The organism is Paraburkholderia bryophila (assembly GCF_013409255.1).
GTDB lineage: Bacteria > Pseudomonadota > Gammaproteobacteria > Burkholderiales > Burkholderiaceae > Paraburkholderia.
On sequence record NZ_JACCAS010000002.1, the window covers coordinates 3,093,381 to 3,108,333 of the forward strand.

The window sequence follows — 14,953 nt, forward strand, 5'->3', positions numbered from 1 at the left end:
GACTCGCGCCGTGCGCTCGTCAGAACGGTTTGCATTGAAACCAGGTGCTTCGTTTTCGCGCGCGCGGGCCGTCGGCTTCGCCTCGGCGACGCGCCGTAATGCGTGGGTAGACCGACGCGTGTCCCGATGTTTTTTGACTTACCGTTCGGCACGCGGAGCGCTGCCGGAAGGATGACTGCTGTGTCACTGGCGTCGAATGCGCGAGGACACGGATTCCAGATGAGCCACTACCGTGGCTGCGCGGGGGACCCGCTTAATGGTTAGCGGTGTGAGCGGCTTTCTCTTGCCTACTTCTCTTTGCCGCGGCAAAGAGAAGTAGGTGCCCCCCCGCACAGGGGGATCGCTAATAGACCACTAAGAAAGCAAGGAAAGGCCAACACCACAAGCATCGAGACAAGCATGCGCAGCGAATTACAGCAACAACAAAAACAAACCAAACACCCGCGCCGCAGGCAAAAAAACCCCCGCGGCCACGAGCGCAAAAACCGCAAAAAAATTACTTTCGCAAGGAATCCAGATCAATCACAAACCGATACTTGACATCACTCTTCAGCATCCGCTCATAAGCCTCATTAATCCCCTGCATAGCAATCACTTCGACATCAGAAGTAATCCCATGCTCGCCGCAGAAGTCCAACATTTCCTGCGTCTCGGCAATCCCCCCAATCAGCGACCCAGCCAACCGGCGACGCTTGAAGATCAGATTGAACACCTGCGGCGACGGATGATCGTGCTCGGGCGCACCCACCAGCGTCATCGTCCCATCCCGCTTCAGCAGATTCAAAAACGGATTCAGATCGTGCTGCGCAGCCACCGTATTCAGAATGAAATCGAAGCTGTTGGTATGCGCTTCCATCTCCTGCGCATTCTTCGAAATCACCACCTCATGCGCGCCCAACCGCTTCGCATCTTCAATCTTCGACGGCGACGTCGTGAACAGCACCACATGCGCACCCATCGCATGCGCCAGCTTCACACCCATATGGCCCAGTCCGCCCAGGCCGACAATCCCGACCTTCTTGCCGGGACCCGCGCCCCACGTGCGCAACGGCGAATACGTGGTAATGCCCGCGCACAGCAACGGCGCTACACCCGCCGGGTCGAGATTCTCCGGCACCCGCAGCGTGAATTCCTCGTCGACCACGAGTTGCGTCGAATAACCGCCGTAAGTGATCTGACCATCCACACGGTCGACGCCGTTATACGTGCCCACCCAGCCGTTCTCGCAATACTGCTCGAGATCTTCCTCGCAACTCGCACACGTGCGGCACGAATCCACCAGACAACCCACGCCAACCAGATCGCCTACCTTGTACTTCGTGACGTCCGGACCCACCGCGCTGACGCGGCCAACAATCTCATGTCCCGGTACCACCGGAAAAACCGTGTTCTTCCATTCGTTGCGCGCCTGATGCAAGTCGGAATGGCACACGCCGCAAAACAGGACTTCCATCTGCACGTCATGGGCGCGCAGTTCGCGGCGCTGGATTTCGAACGGAGCGAGCGGCGCGGTAGCGTCGGTCGCTGCATAGGCGTAAGTCGTGCTCATGGGTAGCTCCAGCAAAGAGGGTGATGTCACAAGGCGATGCCCTCAGGCGACGCGTGGAGTCGCCGCGGACAGCCTTGTCTTGAGCCGGGATCACAGCGCCAGCGGTGGTCGACGAATTCGCCGAAGCAGTGAATTGACAACCGAGCCCAGCGTGGTGCGGAAAACTCGATCCGGCAGGGTTCCCATCTTAGGAGCCGACCCTGAACCGGGGAATACCTGAATGTCTTGAAGATTTGCCTAAAACTCCTGGCCGGGAGCGCAGTAGGTCGTTTAGTGCTAAATTTCAAGCATTATTCTCTTGAGCGTCACTATACCGTCATGTCAAGTCCCGCCTTAAGTCCCGCCACTGATCCCGCTCCTGATCCCGCGACTGATCCCGTCGCAAGCACGCTCGCCGCCCCGCGAATGGTCGAACTGTTCGACCTGCTGGCGCCGAATCCGGGCTTTACGCGTTCGAGTCTGGAAGGCGTCAATCTGATGCGCGCCAATAGTCCGATGCCGCGCATGCCGGTCATGTATGAGCCGAGCATCGTGATTGTTTGTCAGGGACGCAAACGCGGTTATCTCGGTGACCAGGTGTTCCAGTACGACGCGCAACAGTATCTGGTGCTGTCGGTGCCGCTACCGTTCGAGTGCGAAACCGAGGCGAGTCCGGAAACGCCATTCCTCGCGATCTCGGTGCGCGTCGATCTGACCATGGTGGCCGAGTTGCTGATGGCGCTGAACGAAACGCAAGGCGCGGCGCAGAACGAACCGCTCGGCGTCTATTCGACGTCGCTCGATCCGGCTTTGTCGAATGCCGTGCAACGGTTAATGGAAGCATTGGCGTCGCCGCTCGACGCGCGCATTCTCGCGCCCAGCGTGGTCCGCGAAATCTGCTACCGGGTGCTGACTGGCGAGCAGGGCGATGCGATCCGCGCGGCGCTGACGCATCAGAACCATTTCGGGCGCATTGCCAAGGCGCTGCGGCGAATTCATGCCGACTACTACGGCGAACTCGACGTGGACACGCTGGCCGCCGAAGCCGGCATGAGCCTCGCGGTGTTCCACGCGCAATTCAAAGCGGTGACAGCAACTTCGCCGATGCAATACGTGAAGACCACGCGTTTGCATCACGCGCGCTTGCTGATGGTGCAGGACGGGTTGAGCGCGGGCGCGGCCGCGGCGCGCGTCGGTTATGAAAGCGCGTCGCAATTCAGCCGCGAGTTCAAGCGGCTATTCGGCCTGAGTCCGGTCGATGAAGTCAAACGCATGCGCACCGTCTACGATCCGCCTACGCCGCGTGTGGTGAAGCCGGTGGCGCGTTACGTGACCGCCGTTTAGGCGCGTTCGTGACGGCCGGTTGCGGCAGCAACGGCAACCAGCCGCTAGAAATTGCTAAAAGCCGCTATAAGCCGCTGAACCAGTTGTACCCCTGGTCTTCCCAGTAGCCGCCAGGGTTCGTGTTGGTCACGAAGATCGCCGCGATGTGCTTCGGGTTCTTGAAGCCGAGTTTGGTCGGCACCCGCAGTTTCAGCGGATAGCCGTATTTCGCGGGCAACGGGGCATCGCGGAAATCGAGCGTCAGTTGCGTTTGCGGATGCAAGGCCGTCGCCATATCGAGGCTCGAATAGTAACGGTCCGCACATTTGAAGCCGACATAGCGCGCGCTCAGATCGGCGCCGATGCGCTCCAGGAAGGTGCGGAACGGCACGCCGCGCCATTGGCCGATCGCGCTCCATCCTTCAATGCAGATGTGGCGCGTGATCTGCGAAGCCTGGGGCAACGCGCGCAACTGATCGAGATTCCAACTGCGCTTGTCCATGACCAGGCCCGACACGTCGAGCTGATAAGTCGAGCCGTCCACATCCGGTGCATCGAACTCGGGATAGAACGCGTTGAACGGAAACGGGTCGGTGATTTCGCGCGCCGAATAGGTCGGCGCGAGCTTGTTGCGGTCGAACAGCCAGCCTTGCACGCGATCGTTCCAGCGCGACATGGCCCACAGCACCTTGTCGACCGAATCGCCGTCCTGCATGTTGCAGCCGGACAGCATGGCGAGTGCGCCGATCGACAGCGACGAGCGCAGAAACAGGCGCCGCTGCAAACGTTCGATTTGCGGCCGGTGATCGCTGAGGACGATGGGCGAACGGCGCGCCTCGTCGGGACGGGATGCGCTCATGCCTGGGTTCCTTCGTGAGCAGTGGGTTTGGCGCGGCCGGTGAGCATGGGCAGCAAGGTGCGCGGTACCAATAGCACGAGCGCCAGATGCACGACGACAAATCCCACCACGCCCGCCATGGCGACGAAATGCAGGCGCCGTGCGAAATCGAAGCCGCCGATTAGCGCGGTCAGCCACGAGAATTGCACCGGCTTCCAGATCGACAATCCCGACGCCACCAGCAGCACGCCGAGCGACAGCACCAGCAGATAGAGCGCACGCTGCACGGCGTTGTAGCGGCCGGTGTCGTGCGGCAGTCTGAAGCGCAGCGCCAAGGCCGCGTCATGCACCACGTCGCGTGGATGAACCGGCAACAGCTTGCGGCGGAAATGCCCGCGTCCGATCCCATACGCCAGATACAGCAGCCCGTTCGCGCACAGCAGCCACATGGCCGCGAAATGCCACGCAATCGAACCGCCAAGCCAGCCGCCCACGGTCGCCCACGCGGGAAACCTGAACGGGAAAAACGGCGACGCGTTGTAGATGGCCCAGCCGCTCATCACCATGCAGACCATCGCAAACGCGTTGATCCAATGGGTGATGCGTACGACGAGCGGGTGAACGAGCTGACGCTTGCGTGTTTCGGGCATGGCGGCAATGACGGCGATGACGGGGTGAACGGAAGACGGAAAGCCGCGTCGTGACAGGACGCGGTCGTTCGAGCAGTTGAAGCAATACGGTCGCGCCGGCTTACATCGGCGGCGTTATGCCGTTTTCACCTGCCGAGATGAAGTTGGCCGCCATCGAACCGTCCGCTTCCTTGTGCGCGAACAGCACGACCTTCGCGCCCGGCACCAGCAGCGAACGGTCGCCCGGCACCAGGTTGACGATCGGCACGTCCGGCGGAATCACGATTTTCTTTTCACCGTCCTTGTACTTCACCGTGATCGTGCGGCCATTGCTGACCACGAGCGAACCGACGGTGCCGTTGGTCATCGAGCTGTTGCCGCCCAGATCCCACGGGCGGTGACCTTCGCCGCTACCGCGCATGCTGGCCGGAAACACGTGGACTTCGAGCGCCTTCAAGGTGCCGTCGGCCTGCGGAATCGCGGCCGTGCCGACATAGCTGTCCGGCTTGATGTCGTTCACGTTGGCGAGGGTGACGCCGCGAATCGGCGTGTCTTTGGCGAGCTTCACGTCGACGTCCTTGCCGTCGCGCGTGTGGACCTTGAGCAGGTCGCCCGACAGCGACGTGACGGTGCCGCGCACGCCGGTGGGCGCGGCGCTCTGGGCTTGCGCGGCGGGTCCGGCGGCGAGCAGCGCGGCGGCGACGAACGCCGGAGCGACGAGCACGCGCAGTGCCTTCGCGGAAACGATCTTCATGGAACGACTCCAGGTGGGTGAACGAGGGGGACTGCGATGGCGCGGCAATGAGAGCAGCGATGGGGGCAGATTAGGCGTGCGATCGGCTCAGCCGGGTGACCGGCGGATGACAAAAACGTCATGAACGGCGCGGCCCGCGCCACGTAGAATGGTTGCTACCTATCTATCTGTCCGGCGTTCCAGCGCGCGTCAGCCCCATGAGCATTCTCGTCATTGAAGACGATCCGAAAACCGGCGACTACCTGAAGAAGGGTTTGCGCGAGAGCGGCTATGCGGTCGATCTCGCCCGCACCGGCACGGACGGCCTGCACATGGCGCTCGAACAGACGTATGAGCTGGTGGTGCTGGACGTGATGCTGCCGGGCATCGACGGTTGGGAAATCATGCGCACGCTGCGGGCGCGGCGCGATCTGCCGGTGATCTTCCTGACCGCGCGCGACCATGTCAGCGATCGTATTCGCGGTCTCGAACTCGGCGCGGACGACTACCTGGTCAAGCCGTTTTCGTTCACCGAACTCGTGCTGCGCATTCGCACGCTGCTGCGGCGCGGCGTGATCCGCGAGAGCGACGTGTTCGAGATCGCCGACCTCAAGCTCGACGTGCTGCGTCGCAAGGTGACGCGCGAAGGCGTGGAGATTGCGCTGACCAATAAGGAATTCATGCTGTTGCACCTGCTGGTGCGGCGTCAGGGCGAAGCGCTGTCGCGCACGCAGATCGCCTCTGAAGTGTGGGATATGAATTTCGACAGCGATACGAATGTGGTGGACGTAGCCATCAAACGGCTGCGCGCCAAGGTCGATCACCCGTTCGAAAAGAAGCTGATCCACACGGTGCGCAGCATCGGCTACACGTTCGGCGACGGCTCATGAACTGGTGGGCCGAGCGTTCGCTGACGGCGCGCACCACGGTGCTGTTCGCATCGATTGCCTGCGTGGTGATCGGCACGCTCGGCGCGTATTTCTATCACTCCGCCGAAGTATCGCTGGAGCGCCGCGCCGACGTCGTGCTGACCGGTCGTGTCGAGCACTTCAGCCGGATCGTTCAGGATATGTATTCCGTCAGCGAATTGAAGGAGCGCCCGCTGCTGTTCGAAACCATGTTGGGCGGAGAGGCGGACGTGCTGCTGTTTCGCCGGCCCAACGAGACGCCGTTTATCGACGTCAATCCGGCCGGCATTGCGGTACCGCCGTTGCAGGCCGGCCCGGCGGGCCGCCTGCCGACCTTCGCCGAGATTCGCCGCACCGTGCTGGCGGACGGCGTGCCGGTGCATTGGGCGATCGCAACGGCCAAGGCGCGCGAGGACGGCGCCGAAGTCGAAGTGATCGCCGCGCATCCGATGACCCAGGAAGTGCGCATGCTCGCAGCGTATCGCAACCGCATCCTGCTGGCCACGCTGTGCGGCATGCTCGCCGCCACGCTGCTCGCTTACTGCGTATTGCGCCGCGCGTTGCGGCCGGTGCGCGAGATCGCCACGCGCGCCGCGCAGATCAGTCCGGCGAGCCTCGCGGTGCGACTCGACAGCGAAGCCGCGCCGGTCGAGTTGCGCCAACTCACGCACGCGTTCAACGCCATGCTCGACCGTCTCGCGGACGGATATCAGCGGTTGTCGCAGTTTTCCGCCGATCTGGCGCATGAGATCCGCACGCCGATCGGCGCGCTGATCGGCCAGACCCAGGTCACGCTCGCGAAACCCCGCGAGCCCGACGAGTATCAGCAGGTGCTCGAATCGAATCTGGAAGAGCTGGACCGCCTCAGCCACATTGCCGAGAACATCCTGTTTCTGGCGCACGCGGATCATGCGGCGTTGTCGGTCGATCGGGAAACGGTCGACCTGCGCGAGGAACTCGTCCGAATCGCGGACTATTTCGAAGGTCTCGCCGACGAGCGCGGCATGCGCTTCACGATCGAGGCGACCGGATCGGTCTCCGCCGATCCGATGCTATGCCGTCGCGCGATCAACAATCTGGTCGTGAATGCGGTGAGATATGGGGCGCCCAACACGGTGGTGCGGTTAAGCGGCGCGAACGACGAAACGGGCGCGACCGTAGTGGTGGAGAACGACGGTGCGCCGATTCCGGACGATCAGTTGCACCGGCTGTTCGACCGTTTCTACCGGGCGGATGCGGCGCGCAGCGAATTCACCGAATCGAGCGGGCTGGGGCTCGCCATCGTCAAGGCGATCATGCATCTGCATGGCGGCGCCGTGCAGGCGGCCTGTCCGGCGCCCGGCGTGGTGCGCTTCGAATTGCGCTTTCCGCGTGCCTGATCGCGAACGGGCCAACGCGCGAACGGGAGAGCGGGAGAGCGAACGCGCGCGCGTAATTCAGCACATGACGGGTAACGTCGATACCGGGATGATTGCGCAACTGGTTACCGCTTTCCGCTCTCGATACGATGGTGTGGCCCATTCCCCCACTATCCGGAGAGAACACCATGAAGCGGTTCCACATAGCCCTTGCGGTCGCCGACCTTGACGCCTCGATTGCCGACTACAGTCTGCGTCTCGGGCAAGCGCCCACCGCCGTGGTGTCCGGTCAGTACGCAATGTGGCGCACCGATCTGCTCAACTTCTCGATCAACCTGACGCCGGAAAAAGCAGGTCAATTGCGCCACATCGGCTTTGAGGACGACGCGGCCGAGGGCTTCACGAAGAGCGTCGATGTGAACGGCCTCGAATGGGAGCACTTTTCGGCGCAGGAACAGGATCGGCGTATCGAGAGTACTTACGGCCACGCGGTCCGCGCGGAGCGAGGCTGAGGCGTGCGGTATCGCGTTGGCCAAGTTCCAGGTCGTTCATCGCGTTGTGTTGAGAGGATCAGGCCGATCGATCGCACAGCAGCGTCAATCCGGCCCGGTCCACATCGAGAGAAAATGCCGCCAGACGATCTCCGCGCGCCGGGGCCACTGGGCCCATGGCGCGCAGCTCCAACCCTAGCCGGCGGTAGAGCCGCGTCATACTGACCGGGGCGACGCCGATCAGGCGTTGGATTTCCAGACATATCGCGTATTGAAAAACGATCCGCAGGAGTTGACGCATTCGCTGCAGGTCGATCGCCACGTTGTCGTGCAACGTGGTGAACCGTGACATTTCCCATATGCGAGGATCGCCGGCCAGCGGTTCGGACATCAGATCGGGAAACACTTCAGCCAGCAGATAAGGCCGCGTGGTGGGCAGCAGGCGTGTGTAGCCGCAGATCTGCCGGGTTTCGGTGTACCCAATGACATGGGTGGTGTCGTTCCGGTCGAATTCGTCCCACTCTTCCGTACCCGGTTTTCCGGCCGACGGTAAATCCCACTTCATGTGCTCGACGAATACCGCACGCCGATACCGGCCAAGCTGCCGTCTGGCGACGGGGCTCAGATTGTCCATCGTGACGATCGCAATTTCCTCCATGTCCGCTCTCTAAAGATAACCGCAGGCAATCGCATAAGCGGCGGCCGCGACCTTGGATGACGCGTTGAGTTTTCTCATGCAGTTCTTCAGGTGAAAGTTCACGGTATCGGCCGAGATGTCGAGCGCGTTGGAGATGCTTTTGGCGGACCCGCCGTCGGCGGTCCAGCGAAGGATTTCAATTTCACGCCGGGTGAGGTTGATTTCGGTTGTGTCGTCCCGCTGTCTGTCGGCAATGGTGCCGACACACGTCATCGACAAATGGCTGAGTGCGGCAAGGTACGGCCGCAGCGTTTCTATCTCGTGGCAACCGAGAGCCGGGTAATCGCGCGCGAGGGAGAAGACGCCGCACCGTCCCCGCGCGTCCCAGCAAGGCTGGGAGATGCCGACTCGCAGTCCCGCGGAGCGGGCTTCGTCCCATAAGGGTTTGGCGTCGCTGAACAGGTCGTCGTTCCAGACGGTGGGCGTCAGGTCCCTGACGTCGAGTCTCGCGATCGGATCGATCTCCAGATAGTGCTGATCGAGGTAGCGCGACACCCACGGCGCGGGATAGGAGCTCTTGATCACGACGTTCCTGAAATGAAAAGGAGGGCGATTGTGGTAGCCGAACGCGCAATACGCAAACCCGAGGTTTTGTGAGGCACGCGACAGCACGGTGAGCGCGTGGTCGATCTGCTCGCAGTTCTGCAGTTTGAAGAAGAGATCGTTCCACCATCCGGAGGGGTCAGGGCACATCGCTAGCTCCGCTTTCAAATGTGTTTACAGACAGAACGCATGAGAATTAGTTCGGACTCTTGACTGGAGAACGTGACATGAAGCCGACTGGCGCTAACGATTCGCATGCACGATTGCGCATCGTAAAGGCGAATAGGGGTTGTCGGACAAAGCGGCGTTTCCTGCCTATTTCTGGAGCGCGACATAAGGGCGCGCTCGCGCGCGGCATGGTGAATTAAAGAACCGGAATTTTCGGCGGCAGCCACAGCCGATTCTGCGATCGACCCTACCAGAGATGGGAGCTTTCTCAGGAGCAGGTTCATGTAATTGTTTATGCAAGCAGATCGGTCGGGACGGGTTGTCATCCGCGCGCCGATGTCGTTGTCCTGGATATCTGGCGCATTTCAAACAAAGGAGTCTGCAATGCTTGAATCGTTCTCAGGAAATAGCGATTTTCCTGTTTTTGATCCCGAGAAAGACTGGATCACGCTGGGACGGGATCAATCGAAGGCTGAACTGAATCGGGCCTATGCCTACGTACAGGAACGCGCGAGCGAGGACCAGTTGTCGATGAGCTTCGAAGGTAATCAGTCGCGTGCTTATCCGGTCATGCCGGGGTTTTGCTCGCTTCACGCCGCGGCAGAAGAAATTCTGTCGGCGCAGATAAAAACGGTGTTCGACGCATTGCAGAAGATCGTCGCGACGTACCGGACCGACAAGAATCTCCAGCACTTTCTCGACATTCCGAAGCCGCTGAACCGCTGGATAAAGGAAGACGCGCAGCCGTCGAACAACCGGATCGATCTGTGCCGTTTCGATCTGATGGGGCGCAGCCTGGCGCAGTTGAAAATCATCGAATTCAATGCGAACGCGCCGGGCGGCATCGTGTACGCCGGCATGATCAACCGCTATTGGCGGCAGGCGCCGTGGTCCGCGGAGTTGATCGAATCGTGGGGCGGCGCCCCGTCGGTCTTCGAACGGGAAGATTGGGTCGTCAACTGGCTTTTGGCGCTGGCCGACGCGCGCGGCATGGAAGCGATCGAAGGTATCGCGCTGCTGCATCCCGCGGGCGGCAATATGCTTGAATTGCCCCACCTGAAGAAGCGGCTGGAGGCACGCGGCCTGCGCGCCGCCATGCTGAGCCCGGAACAACTGTTCGAGGACGCGAACTCCTCGTTTCGACTTGGCTACCTGAAATACGGCGTACAGCGGACTCTTCAGGACATCGGGCAATGGGACCGCTTTTGCCGAAGCGTCGTGGAAGGGCGTCTGGTGATCCCATCGTCGCTGGCGGGGCGCTGGATCGGCGACAACAAACTCTGTATCGCCGTCATGTCGGACCCACGCTTCGCCTATCTGTTCGACGACGCCGAGCGCGCGGCGATTCATGCGCTCGTGCCGCTGAGCCGCAAGCTCGGCGACGGCGTCAGCCGCGCGGACCTGCTCAACAATCAAGACGACTTCGTCATCAAGCATCCGTACGGCACGCGCGGCGCGGCGGTGCACGTCGGGCGCGACTACGACGCGGCCACGTGGACGGACCTGATCATGCAAACGTCTTCTTCGGGCTACGTCGTGCAGCGCTACGTCGACTCGGAATGCGAGGTCGAAGGCGAGACGTGCTTCCGGGATCTCGTGGTGACGATTGCCAGCGGCGACATTGCCGGCTATGGATCGCGCGTCAGCCGGGCGCGCAAAGTCAACATCGCGCAGGAGGGCCGCAAGATGGCGGTGCTGAGTTCGCTGCGCGCCACGCGCTGATCCGGGCGAGTGGGACTTTTTCCGTCACGCTGGCTCACGCGGCAGGGCAAGCGCTTCGACGCGCTTGCCTGCCGGGACTTCCGGCGCTTTACGTGCGGCAACGGCGTGTCGCTGATCGGAACATGGTTGCAGCGGGTCGGCGCGGGCTGGCTGGCGTGGGAGGTCAGCCATTCGAGCGTCTGGCTCGGTATCGTGGCGTTTGCCGATCTGTTCCCCACGCTACTGTTCGCGCCGCTCGCGGGGGTGATGGCGGACCGCTGCGACCGGCGCAAGGTCGTGCTTTACTGCCAATGCGTCGCGATGGCCATGGCCCTCCTGCAGAGCGGTCTGTTGCTAGGCGGTGTCCAGTCGCTCGCCTGGTTGCTGGTGACGACGTCGATCTCGGGGACCGCGAATGCGTTGTGCCAGCCCGCGCGGATGGCCTGGGTATCGAGCCTCGTGCCGAAGCCGCAGCTTGCGTCGGCGGTGGCGATCAATTCGCTGTGCTTCAATCTCGCGCGTTTCGCCGGACCTGCGGTCGCGGGCGCCATGCTGCTCGAGTTCGGCACGGCGGCGCTGTTTGGGTTGAATGCGCTCAGCTACGCTGTCTTCATCGTCGTGCTGATGCGCATGCCGGCTGCGCCGATGCCTGCCGCCATGGCGCCTTCCGCCCGGTGGTTCGGCGACGCATTGGACGGCTTTCGCTACCTCGCGTCGGTCGCGTATTTAAGGGGTGTTTTCGTGATCACGGCGGCGTCGGCCGTGTGCATTCGCGGCATTCCGGAGCTGGCGCCGGCCATTAGCGAACAACTGCTGCGGCAGGGGCCGCGTGGCTTCGCGTCGCTGGTTGCCGCGGCGGGCGCCGGGGCGCTAGCGGGCGGCGTGTGGTTCTGCGGCCGCGACGGCGCGCGATGCGTGGCGACCCTGATCGGGCGCCACGTGCTGGCGGCGTCGCTCTGCGCGTTGGCATTGGCGCTGACGCGCGATTTCCGGCTCGCGTTAGCGCTTTTCTTCGCGATGGGCTTTTCGGTCGTCGTGACCGGCATCGGCGCGCAGACGTTGATTCACCAGTCGGTGCCGGAGCACCTGCGCGGGCGCGTGCTGGGATCGTATGGGGTGATTTTTCGCGGTGGACCGGCGTTGAGCGCGTTGTGGCTCGGGGCGGCTGCACCGCTTGGCGGACTGCGCGTGGCGCTGGGAGTCGGCGGCTTGCTGTGTGTGGCGGTCTGTTTCATGGCGAGCGTCCGGGTTCGACGGGCGGTTCGCCGCCTGGCGCGGTCGCGCTGAACGCGCCATCGCGCCACCCTGCGTCACTCGCCCAGCGTTCCCGCTTCCTGCTGGTTCTGGTAATGCGCGCGTTTTTCCTCGTACATCAGCAGATCCGCGCGCTGCACGCCCGCTTCGAGCCGGTCGCCCCGCTGGCAGGTCGCGGCGCCCATCGAAAAGCTCAGCGGCGCGCCGGGATAAAACTGGTTGTTCATCTCCACCAGTTGGCGGATCGCCTCGACCATCGCCGCGCCGCCGCGTTCGTCGGTGTCCGGCATCAGCACCGCGAATTCGTCGCCGCCAATTCGCGCGGCGTGAAACGGTATATCCATCGCCTTGGCGAGCACTTCGCCGGCGCGCCGCAACAGCGCGTCGCCGGCGGCATGGCCGAGCTGGTCGTTGACGCGTTTGAGGCCGTTCAGGTCGGCCATGATGATGGTCACCGGCCACGGACCTTTACGCTCCAACCGGTTCAACTCGTCGACATAGAACGAACGGTTGCGCAGCTTGGTCAGCACGTCGTGCTTGCCGAGGAATTCCAGGTAGGCTTCGGCCTTCTTGCGCGCCGTGATGTCGGTCAGCGCCACCAGCACCAGATCCCAGTTTTTCTCGTGTCCCGGCAGCACGGAGAATTGCAGATGCACATGCACCTCGCTGCCGTCGAGCGAATAGTTGAGCACCTCGCGCTGCTGGAATAGCTTGTTGTCCCACAGGTCGATCAACTGCTCGCGGAAATGCGGCCGCATGTCGTCGCGGAATACGTCGGCGAGACGCGCCAGCAGCGTGGGTTTGTCTTTCGCGGCGAACATGTCGAGCGTGTGCTGGTTCACGTCGAGCACATGGATTTCCTGCATGCAGCGCTCGACGAACTCGGGGTGCACGTCGGTGAACACGCGAAAATCGCTGATGCCGGCCGCCCGCGCGTCGTCGAGCAGGCGTTTGACCGCGCTGAAGTCCTCCACCCACAGCGACACCGGCGAATGCTCGAACAGCCCGCGCACGTATTGTTCGGCGAGCGTCATGCGATGCCGGGCGCCTTCCAGTTCCGTGATGTCCTCGACCGACACCAGCACGCGGTCCCAATTCGCTTCGTGGCCCGGCAGCACGGCGCCCTTGAGCAGCACGTCGAGACGGCGGCCGCCGAGCGTGTAGTTGACCGTGTGGCTCGTGAATTGCGAATGCCCCGCCCACAACTGGCACAGCTCTTCGAGATGGGTCTTGAGCATGTCGTCGCGGAACACCGCGGCGAGATTGCTGGTGAGCGCGTCGAAATCGGCGGCTTCGAACTGCGTCAGCGTCTTCTGATTGACCTTGATCACGCGGATGCTGTGCGCGCAGTCGGCGACCCGGCTCGGGTCCGCGGCGAAATGCGCGCGCAGATCCGTGACGCCTTCGGCTCGCCACGCGTCGAACAGCGCGCGCACGCCGCTGAAGTCTTCGAGCCAGAGCGAGACCGGCGCGAGTTCGAACATTTCGGAATCGTCGCCCGATGCCGCGCGGGGCGTTGCTTCGGGGCGGCTGATTTGCCGGGCGGCGGAGGCGGAGGCGGGGTCGTGCGGGAGCATATCCAGCATGGGATTCTCGGGGGCGGAGTAGCCGCTATTCTAAGACGGATAGGCATCGGGTAAAACAAACACGTAGGCGGCATCGATTTTGCGCAGCCTGATCGCCAGCCCAGCGGGGCGGACCGTCTTCAGGCGCCGGCGCTTGCCTGCGCGTCTTTTAGCGCCTTGCTACACTGATCCGCTGTCGATTCCGTCCGCCAACCCGGTTAAAAACGTCCTGTCATGAAGCCATCCCTGCTGGTTCTGATTCACTTGAACGACCCAAGCCGCGCCAGTATCGACGCGGCGTTCGACGCCGTCCACGCCCCCGACAGCGCCCAGCGCGCCGCAGCGATCGCCGCGCGCGGCGCGGCGTTTCGCGCGGTGCTGACCAACGGCACGACCGGCCTGAACGCCTCGGAAATCGACCAGATGCCGCAACTCGAATTGCTCAGCGCGCTGGGTGCGGGGTACGAAAACCTGGCGGTCGACCACGCCCGTTCGCGCGGGATCGTGGTCGTGAACGGCGCGGGCACCAACGATCATTGCGTGGCCGATCATGCGTTCGCGCTGCTGCTCGCGGTGGTGCGCGACGTGCCGCAACTCGACCAGGCGACCCGCGTGGGCGTCTGGCGCGACACGCTGCCCATGCGCCCGAACGTCTCCGGCAAGCGGCTCGGCATTGTCGGTCTCGGCAATATCGGCGCGAAGGTCGCGCGCCGGGGCGGCGGCTTCGACATGGAGGTCGGTTATCACAACCGCACGCCGCGCGAAGGCTCACCGCTGCGTTACTTCGACAGTGTGACGGCGCTCGCGCAGTGGAGCGATTTTCTGGTGGTGGCGACGCCCGGCGGAGCGGGCACACGTCATCTGATCGACGCGAAGGTGCTCGACGCGCTGGGTCCGCAGGGCTTCGTGGTCAATGTGTCGCGCGGCAGCGTGCTCGACACGGCGGCGCTCGCGCAGGCGCTGAACGCGGGGACGATTGCCGGCGCGGCGCTCGACGTCTACGAAGGCGAGCCGCATCCGCCCGAGGCGTTGCTGGCGTTGCGCAACGTGGTGCTGACGCCGCACGTGGGCGGCCGTTCGCCGGAAGCGATCACGGCTTCGGTCGAGAATTTCCTGAGCAATGCCAAACGGCATTTTGCGGGCGAGCCGGTGCTGACGCCGATATGACGCGGATCTCTGAAACCAGGCCGAAGCCGTTCGAAGCCGATCCGACAATC

The 14,953-nt window shown here is 63.0% G+C and carries 14 protein-coding genes; 7 read left to right on the forward strand and 7 right to left on the reverse strand.

Annotated features, from left to right (window positions below):
- Positions 1-496 precede the first annotated feature (496 nt).
- Positions 497-1,549: an NAD(P)-dependent alcohol dehydrogenase gene (locus tag GGD40_RS34770; protein WP_179746768.1), complete on the reverse strand. Its 1,053-nt coding sequence runs from the start codon at positions 1,547-1,549 to the stop codon at positions 497-499.
- Positions 1,550-1,954: 405 nt separating this feature from the next.
- Between GGD40_RS34770 and GGD40_RS34775 the strand changes: the two genes are divergently transcribed.
- Positions 1,955-2,872 carry an AraC family transcriptional regulator gene (locus GGD40_RS34775; RefSeq protein ID WP_179746769.1) on the forward strand — a complete coding sequence of 306 codons (918 nt, stop codon included), beginning with the start codon at positions 1,955-1,957 and terminating at the stop codon, positions 2,870-2,872.
- 64 nt (positions 2,873-2,936) lie between these two features.
- On the opposite strand, the gene GGD40_RS34780 is transcribed toward GGD40_RS34775, so the two are convergent.
- From GGD40_RS34780 to GGD40_RS34790, 3 genes are all read right to left on the reverse strand, one after another.
- Positions 2,937-3,710, reverse strand: coding sequence for a molybdopterin-dependent oxidoreductase (locus GGD40_RS34780; RefSeq protein WP_179713826.1), 774 nt, complete (start codon positions 3,708-3,710; stop codon positions 2,937-2,939).
- Positions 3,707-4,339 (reverse strand): cytochrome b/b6 domain-containing protein, encoded by a 633-nt coding sequence (locus GGD40_RS34785; RefSeq protein ID WP_179746770.1) that lies wholly within the window; start codon positions 4,337-4,339, stop codon positions 3,707-3,709. Before GGD40_RS34785 ends, GGD40_RS34780 begins: the two co-directional genes overlap by 4 nt.
- Positions 4,340-4,439: 100 nt before the next feature.
- Positions 4,440-5,072 carry a hypothetical protein gene (locus GGD40_RS34790; RefSeq protein WP_179713824.1) on the reverse strand — a complete coding sequence of 211 codons (633 nt, stop codon included), beginning with the start codon at positions 5,070-5,072 and terminating at the stop codon, positions 4,440-4,442.
- 197 nt (positions 5,073-5,269) lie between these two features.
- Between GGD40_RS34790 and GGD40_RS34795 the strand changes: the two genes are divergently transcribed.
- The 3 genes from GGD40_RS34795 to GGD40_RS34805 all read left to right on the forward strand — a co-directional run bounded on the left by GGD40_RS34795 (position 5,270) and on the right by GGD40_RS34805 (position 7,829).
- Positions 5,270-5,941 carry a heavy metal response regulator transcription factor gene (locus GGD40_RS34795; RefSeq protein ID WP_179713823.1) on the forward strand — a complete coding sequence of 224 codons (672 nt, stop codon included), beginning with the start codon at positions 5,270-5,272 and terminating at the stop codon, positions 5,939-5,941.
- The gene (locus GGD40_RS34800) at positions 5,938-7,338 is read left to right on the forward strand and encodes a heavy metal sensor histidine kinase (RefSeq protein ID WP_179746771.1); all 1,401 of its coding nucleotides are present in this window, start codon (positions 5,938-5,940) and stop codon (positions 7,336-7,338) included. The genes GGD40_RS34795 and GGD40_RS34800 overlap by 4 nt, the downstream gene beginning before the upstream one ends.
- 167 nt (positions 7,339-7,505) lie before the next feature.
- Positions 7,506-7,829, forward strand: a complete 324-nt coding sequence (locus tag GGD40_RS34805; protein WP_179746772.1) for a hypothetical protein — start codon at positions 7,506-7,508, stop codon at positions 7,827-7,829.
- Positions 7,830-7,887: 58 nt separating this feature from the next.
- Here the strand turns inward: GGD40_RS34805 and GGD40_RS34810 are convergent, their stop codons facing one another.
- Complete coding sequence (locus GGD40_RS34810; RefSeq protein ID WP_179713821.1) at positions 7,888-8,466, reverse strand: acyl-homoserine-lactone synthase; 579 nt, start codon at positions 8,464-8,466, stop codon at positions 7,888-7,890.
- 9 nt (positions 8,467-8,475) lie between these two features.
- Positions 8,476-9,198, reverse strand: a complete 723-nt coding sequence (locus GGD40_RS34815; protein WP_179746773.1) for an autoinducer binding domain-containing protein — start codon at positions 9,196-9,198, stop codon at positions 8,476-8,478.
- 402 nt (positions 9,199-9,600) lie between these two features.
- Between GGD40_RS34815 and GGD40_RS34820 the strand changes: the two genes are divergently transcribed.
- Together GGD40_RS34820 and GGD40_RS34825 are read left to right on the forward strand one after the other, a co-directional pair.
- The gene (locus GGD40_RS34820) at positions 9,601-10,938 is read left to right on the forward strand and encodes a glutathionylspermidine synthase family protein (RefSeq protein WP_179746774.1); all 1,338 of its coding nucleotides are present in this window, start codon (positions 9,601-9,603) and stop codon (positions 10,936-10,938) included.
- A gap of 9 nt (positions 10,939-10,947) precedes the next feature.
- Positions 10,948-12,204 carry an MFS transporter gene (locus tag GGD40_RS34825; RefSeq protein ID WP_179746775.1) on the forward strand — a complete coding sequence of 419 codons (1,257 nt, stop codon included), beginning with the start codon at positions 10,948-10,950 and terminating at the stop codon, positions 12,202-12,204.
- Between the two features lie 23 nt (positions 12,205-12,227).
- Here the strand turns inward: GGD40_RS34825 and GGD40_RS34830 are convergent, their stop codons facing one another.
- Positions 12,228-13,757, reverse strand: coding sequence for a sensor domain-containing diguanylate cyclase (locus GGD40_RS34830; RefSeq protein WP_373565402.1), 1,530 nt, complete (start codon positions 13,755-13,757; stop codon positions 12,228-12,230).
- Between the two features lie 213 nt (positions 13,758-13,970).
- Here GGD40_RS34830 and GGD40_RS34835 point away from each other — a divergent pair, with 213 nt between their 5' ends.
- Positions 13,971-14,903: a 2-hydroxyacid dehydrogenase gene (locus GGD40_RS34835; protein WP_179746776.1), complete on the forward strand. Its 933-nt coding sequence runs from the start codon at positions 13,971-13,973 to the stop codon at positions 14,901-14,903.
- Positions 14,904-14,953: the final 50 nt, after the last annotated feature.

Coding starts and splice junctions, on each gene's coding strand:
- GGD40_RS34770 (WP_179746768.1), bottom strand. CDS start 1,549: ATGAGCACGACTTACGCCTATGCAGCGACCGACGCTACCGCGCCGCTC.
- GGD40_RS34775 (WP_179746769.1), top strand. CDS start 1,955: ATGGTCGAACTGTTCGACCTGCTGGCGCCGAATCCGGGCTTTACGCGT.
- GGD40_RS34780 (WP_179713826.1), bottom strand. CDS start 3,710: ATGAGCGCATCCCGTCCCGACGAGGCGCGCCGTTCGCCCATCGTCCTC.
- GGD40_RS34785 (WP_179746770.1), bottom strand. CDS start 4,339: ATGCCCGAAACACGCAAGCGTCAGCTCGTTCACCCGCTCGTCGTACGC.
- GGD40_RS34790 (WP_179713824.1), bottom strand. CDS start 5,072: ATGAAGATCGTTTCCGCGAAGGCACTGCGCGTGCTCGTCGCTCCGGCG.
- GGD40_RS34795 (WP_179713823.1), top strand. CDS start 5,270: ATGAGCATTCTCGTCATTGAAGACGATCCGAAAACCGGCGACTACCTG.
- GGD40_RS34800 (WP_179746771.1), top strand. CDS start 5,938: ATGAACTGGTGGGCCGAGCGTTCGCTGACGGCGCGCACCACGGTGCTG.
- GGD40_RS34805 (WP_179746772.1), top strand. CDS start 7,506: ATGAAGCGGTTCCACATAGCCCTTGCGGTCGCCGACCTTGACGCCTCG.
- GGD40_RS34810 (WP_179713821.1), bottom strand. CDS start 8,466: ATGGAGGAAATTGCGATCGTCACGATGGACAATCTGAGCCCCGTCGCC.
- GGD40_RS34815 (WP_179746773.1), bottom strand. CDS start 9,198: ATGTGCCCTGACCCCTCCGGATGGTGGAACGATCTCTTCTTCAAACTG.
- GGD40_RS34820 (WP_179746774.1), top strand. CDS start 9,601: ATGCTTGAATCGTTCTCAGGAAATAGCGATTTTCCTGTTTTTGATCCC.
- GGD40_RS34830 (WP_373565402.1), bottom strand. CDS start 13,757: ATGCTGGATATGCTCCCGCACGACCCCGCCTCCGCCTCCGCCGCCCGG.
- GGD40_RS34835 (WP_179746776.1), top strand. CDS start 13,971: ATGAAGCCATCCCTGCTGGTTCTGATTCACTTGAACGACCCAAGCCGC.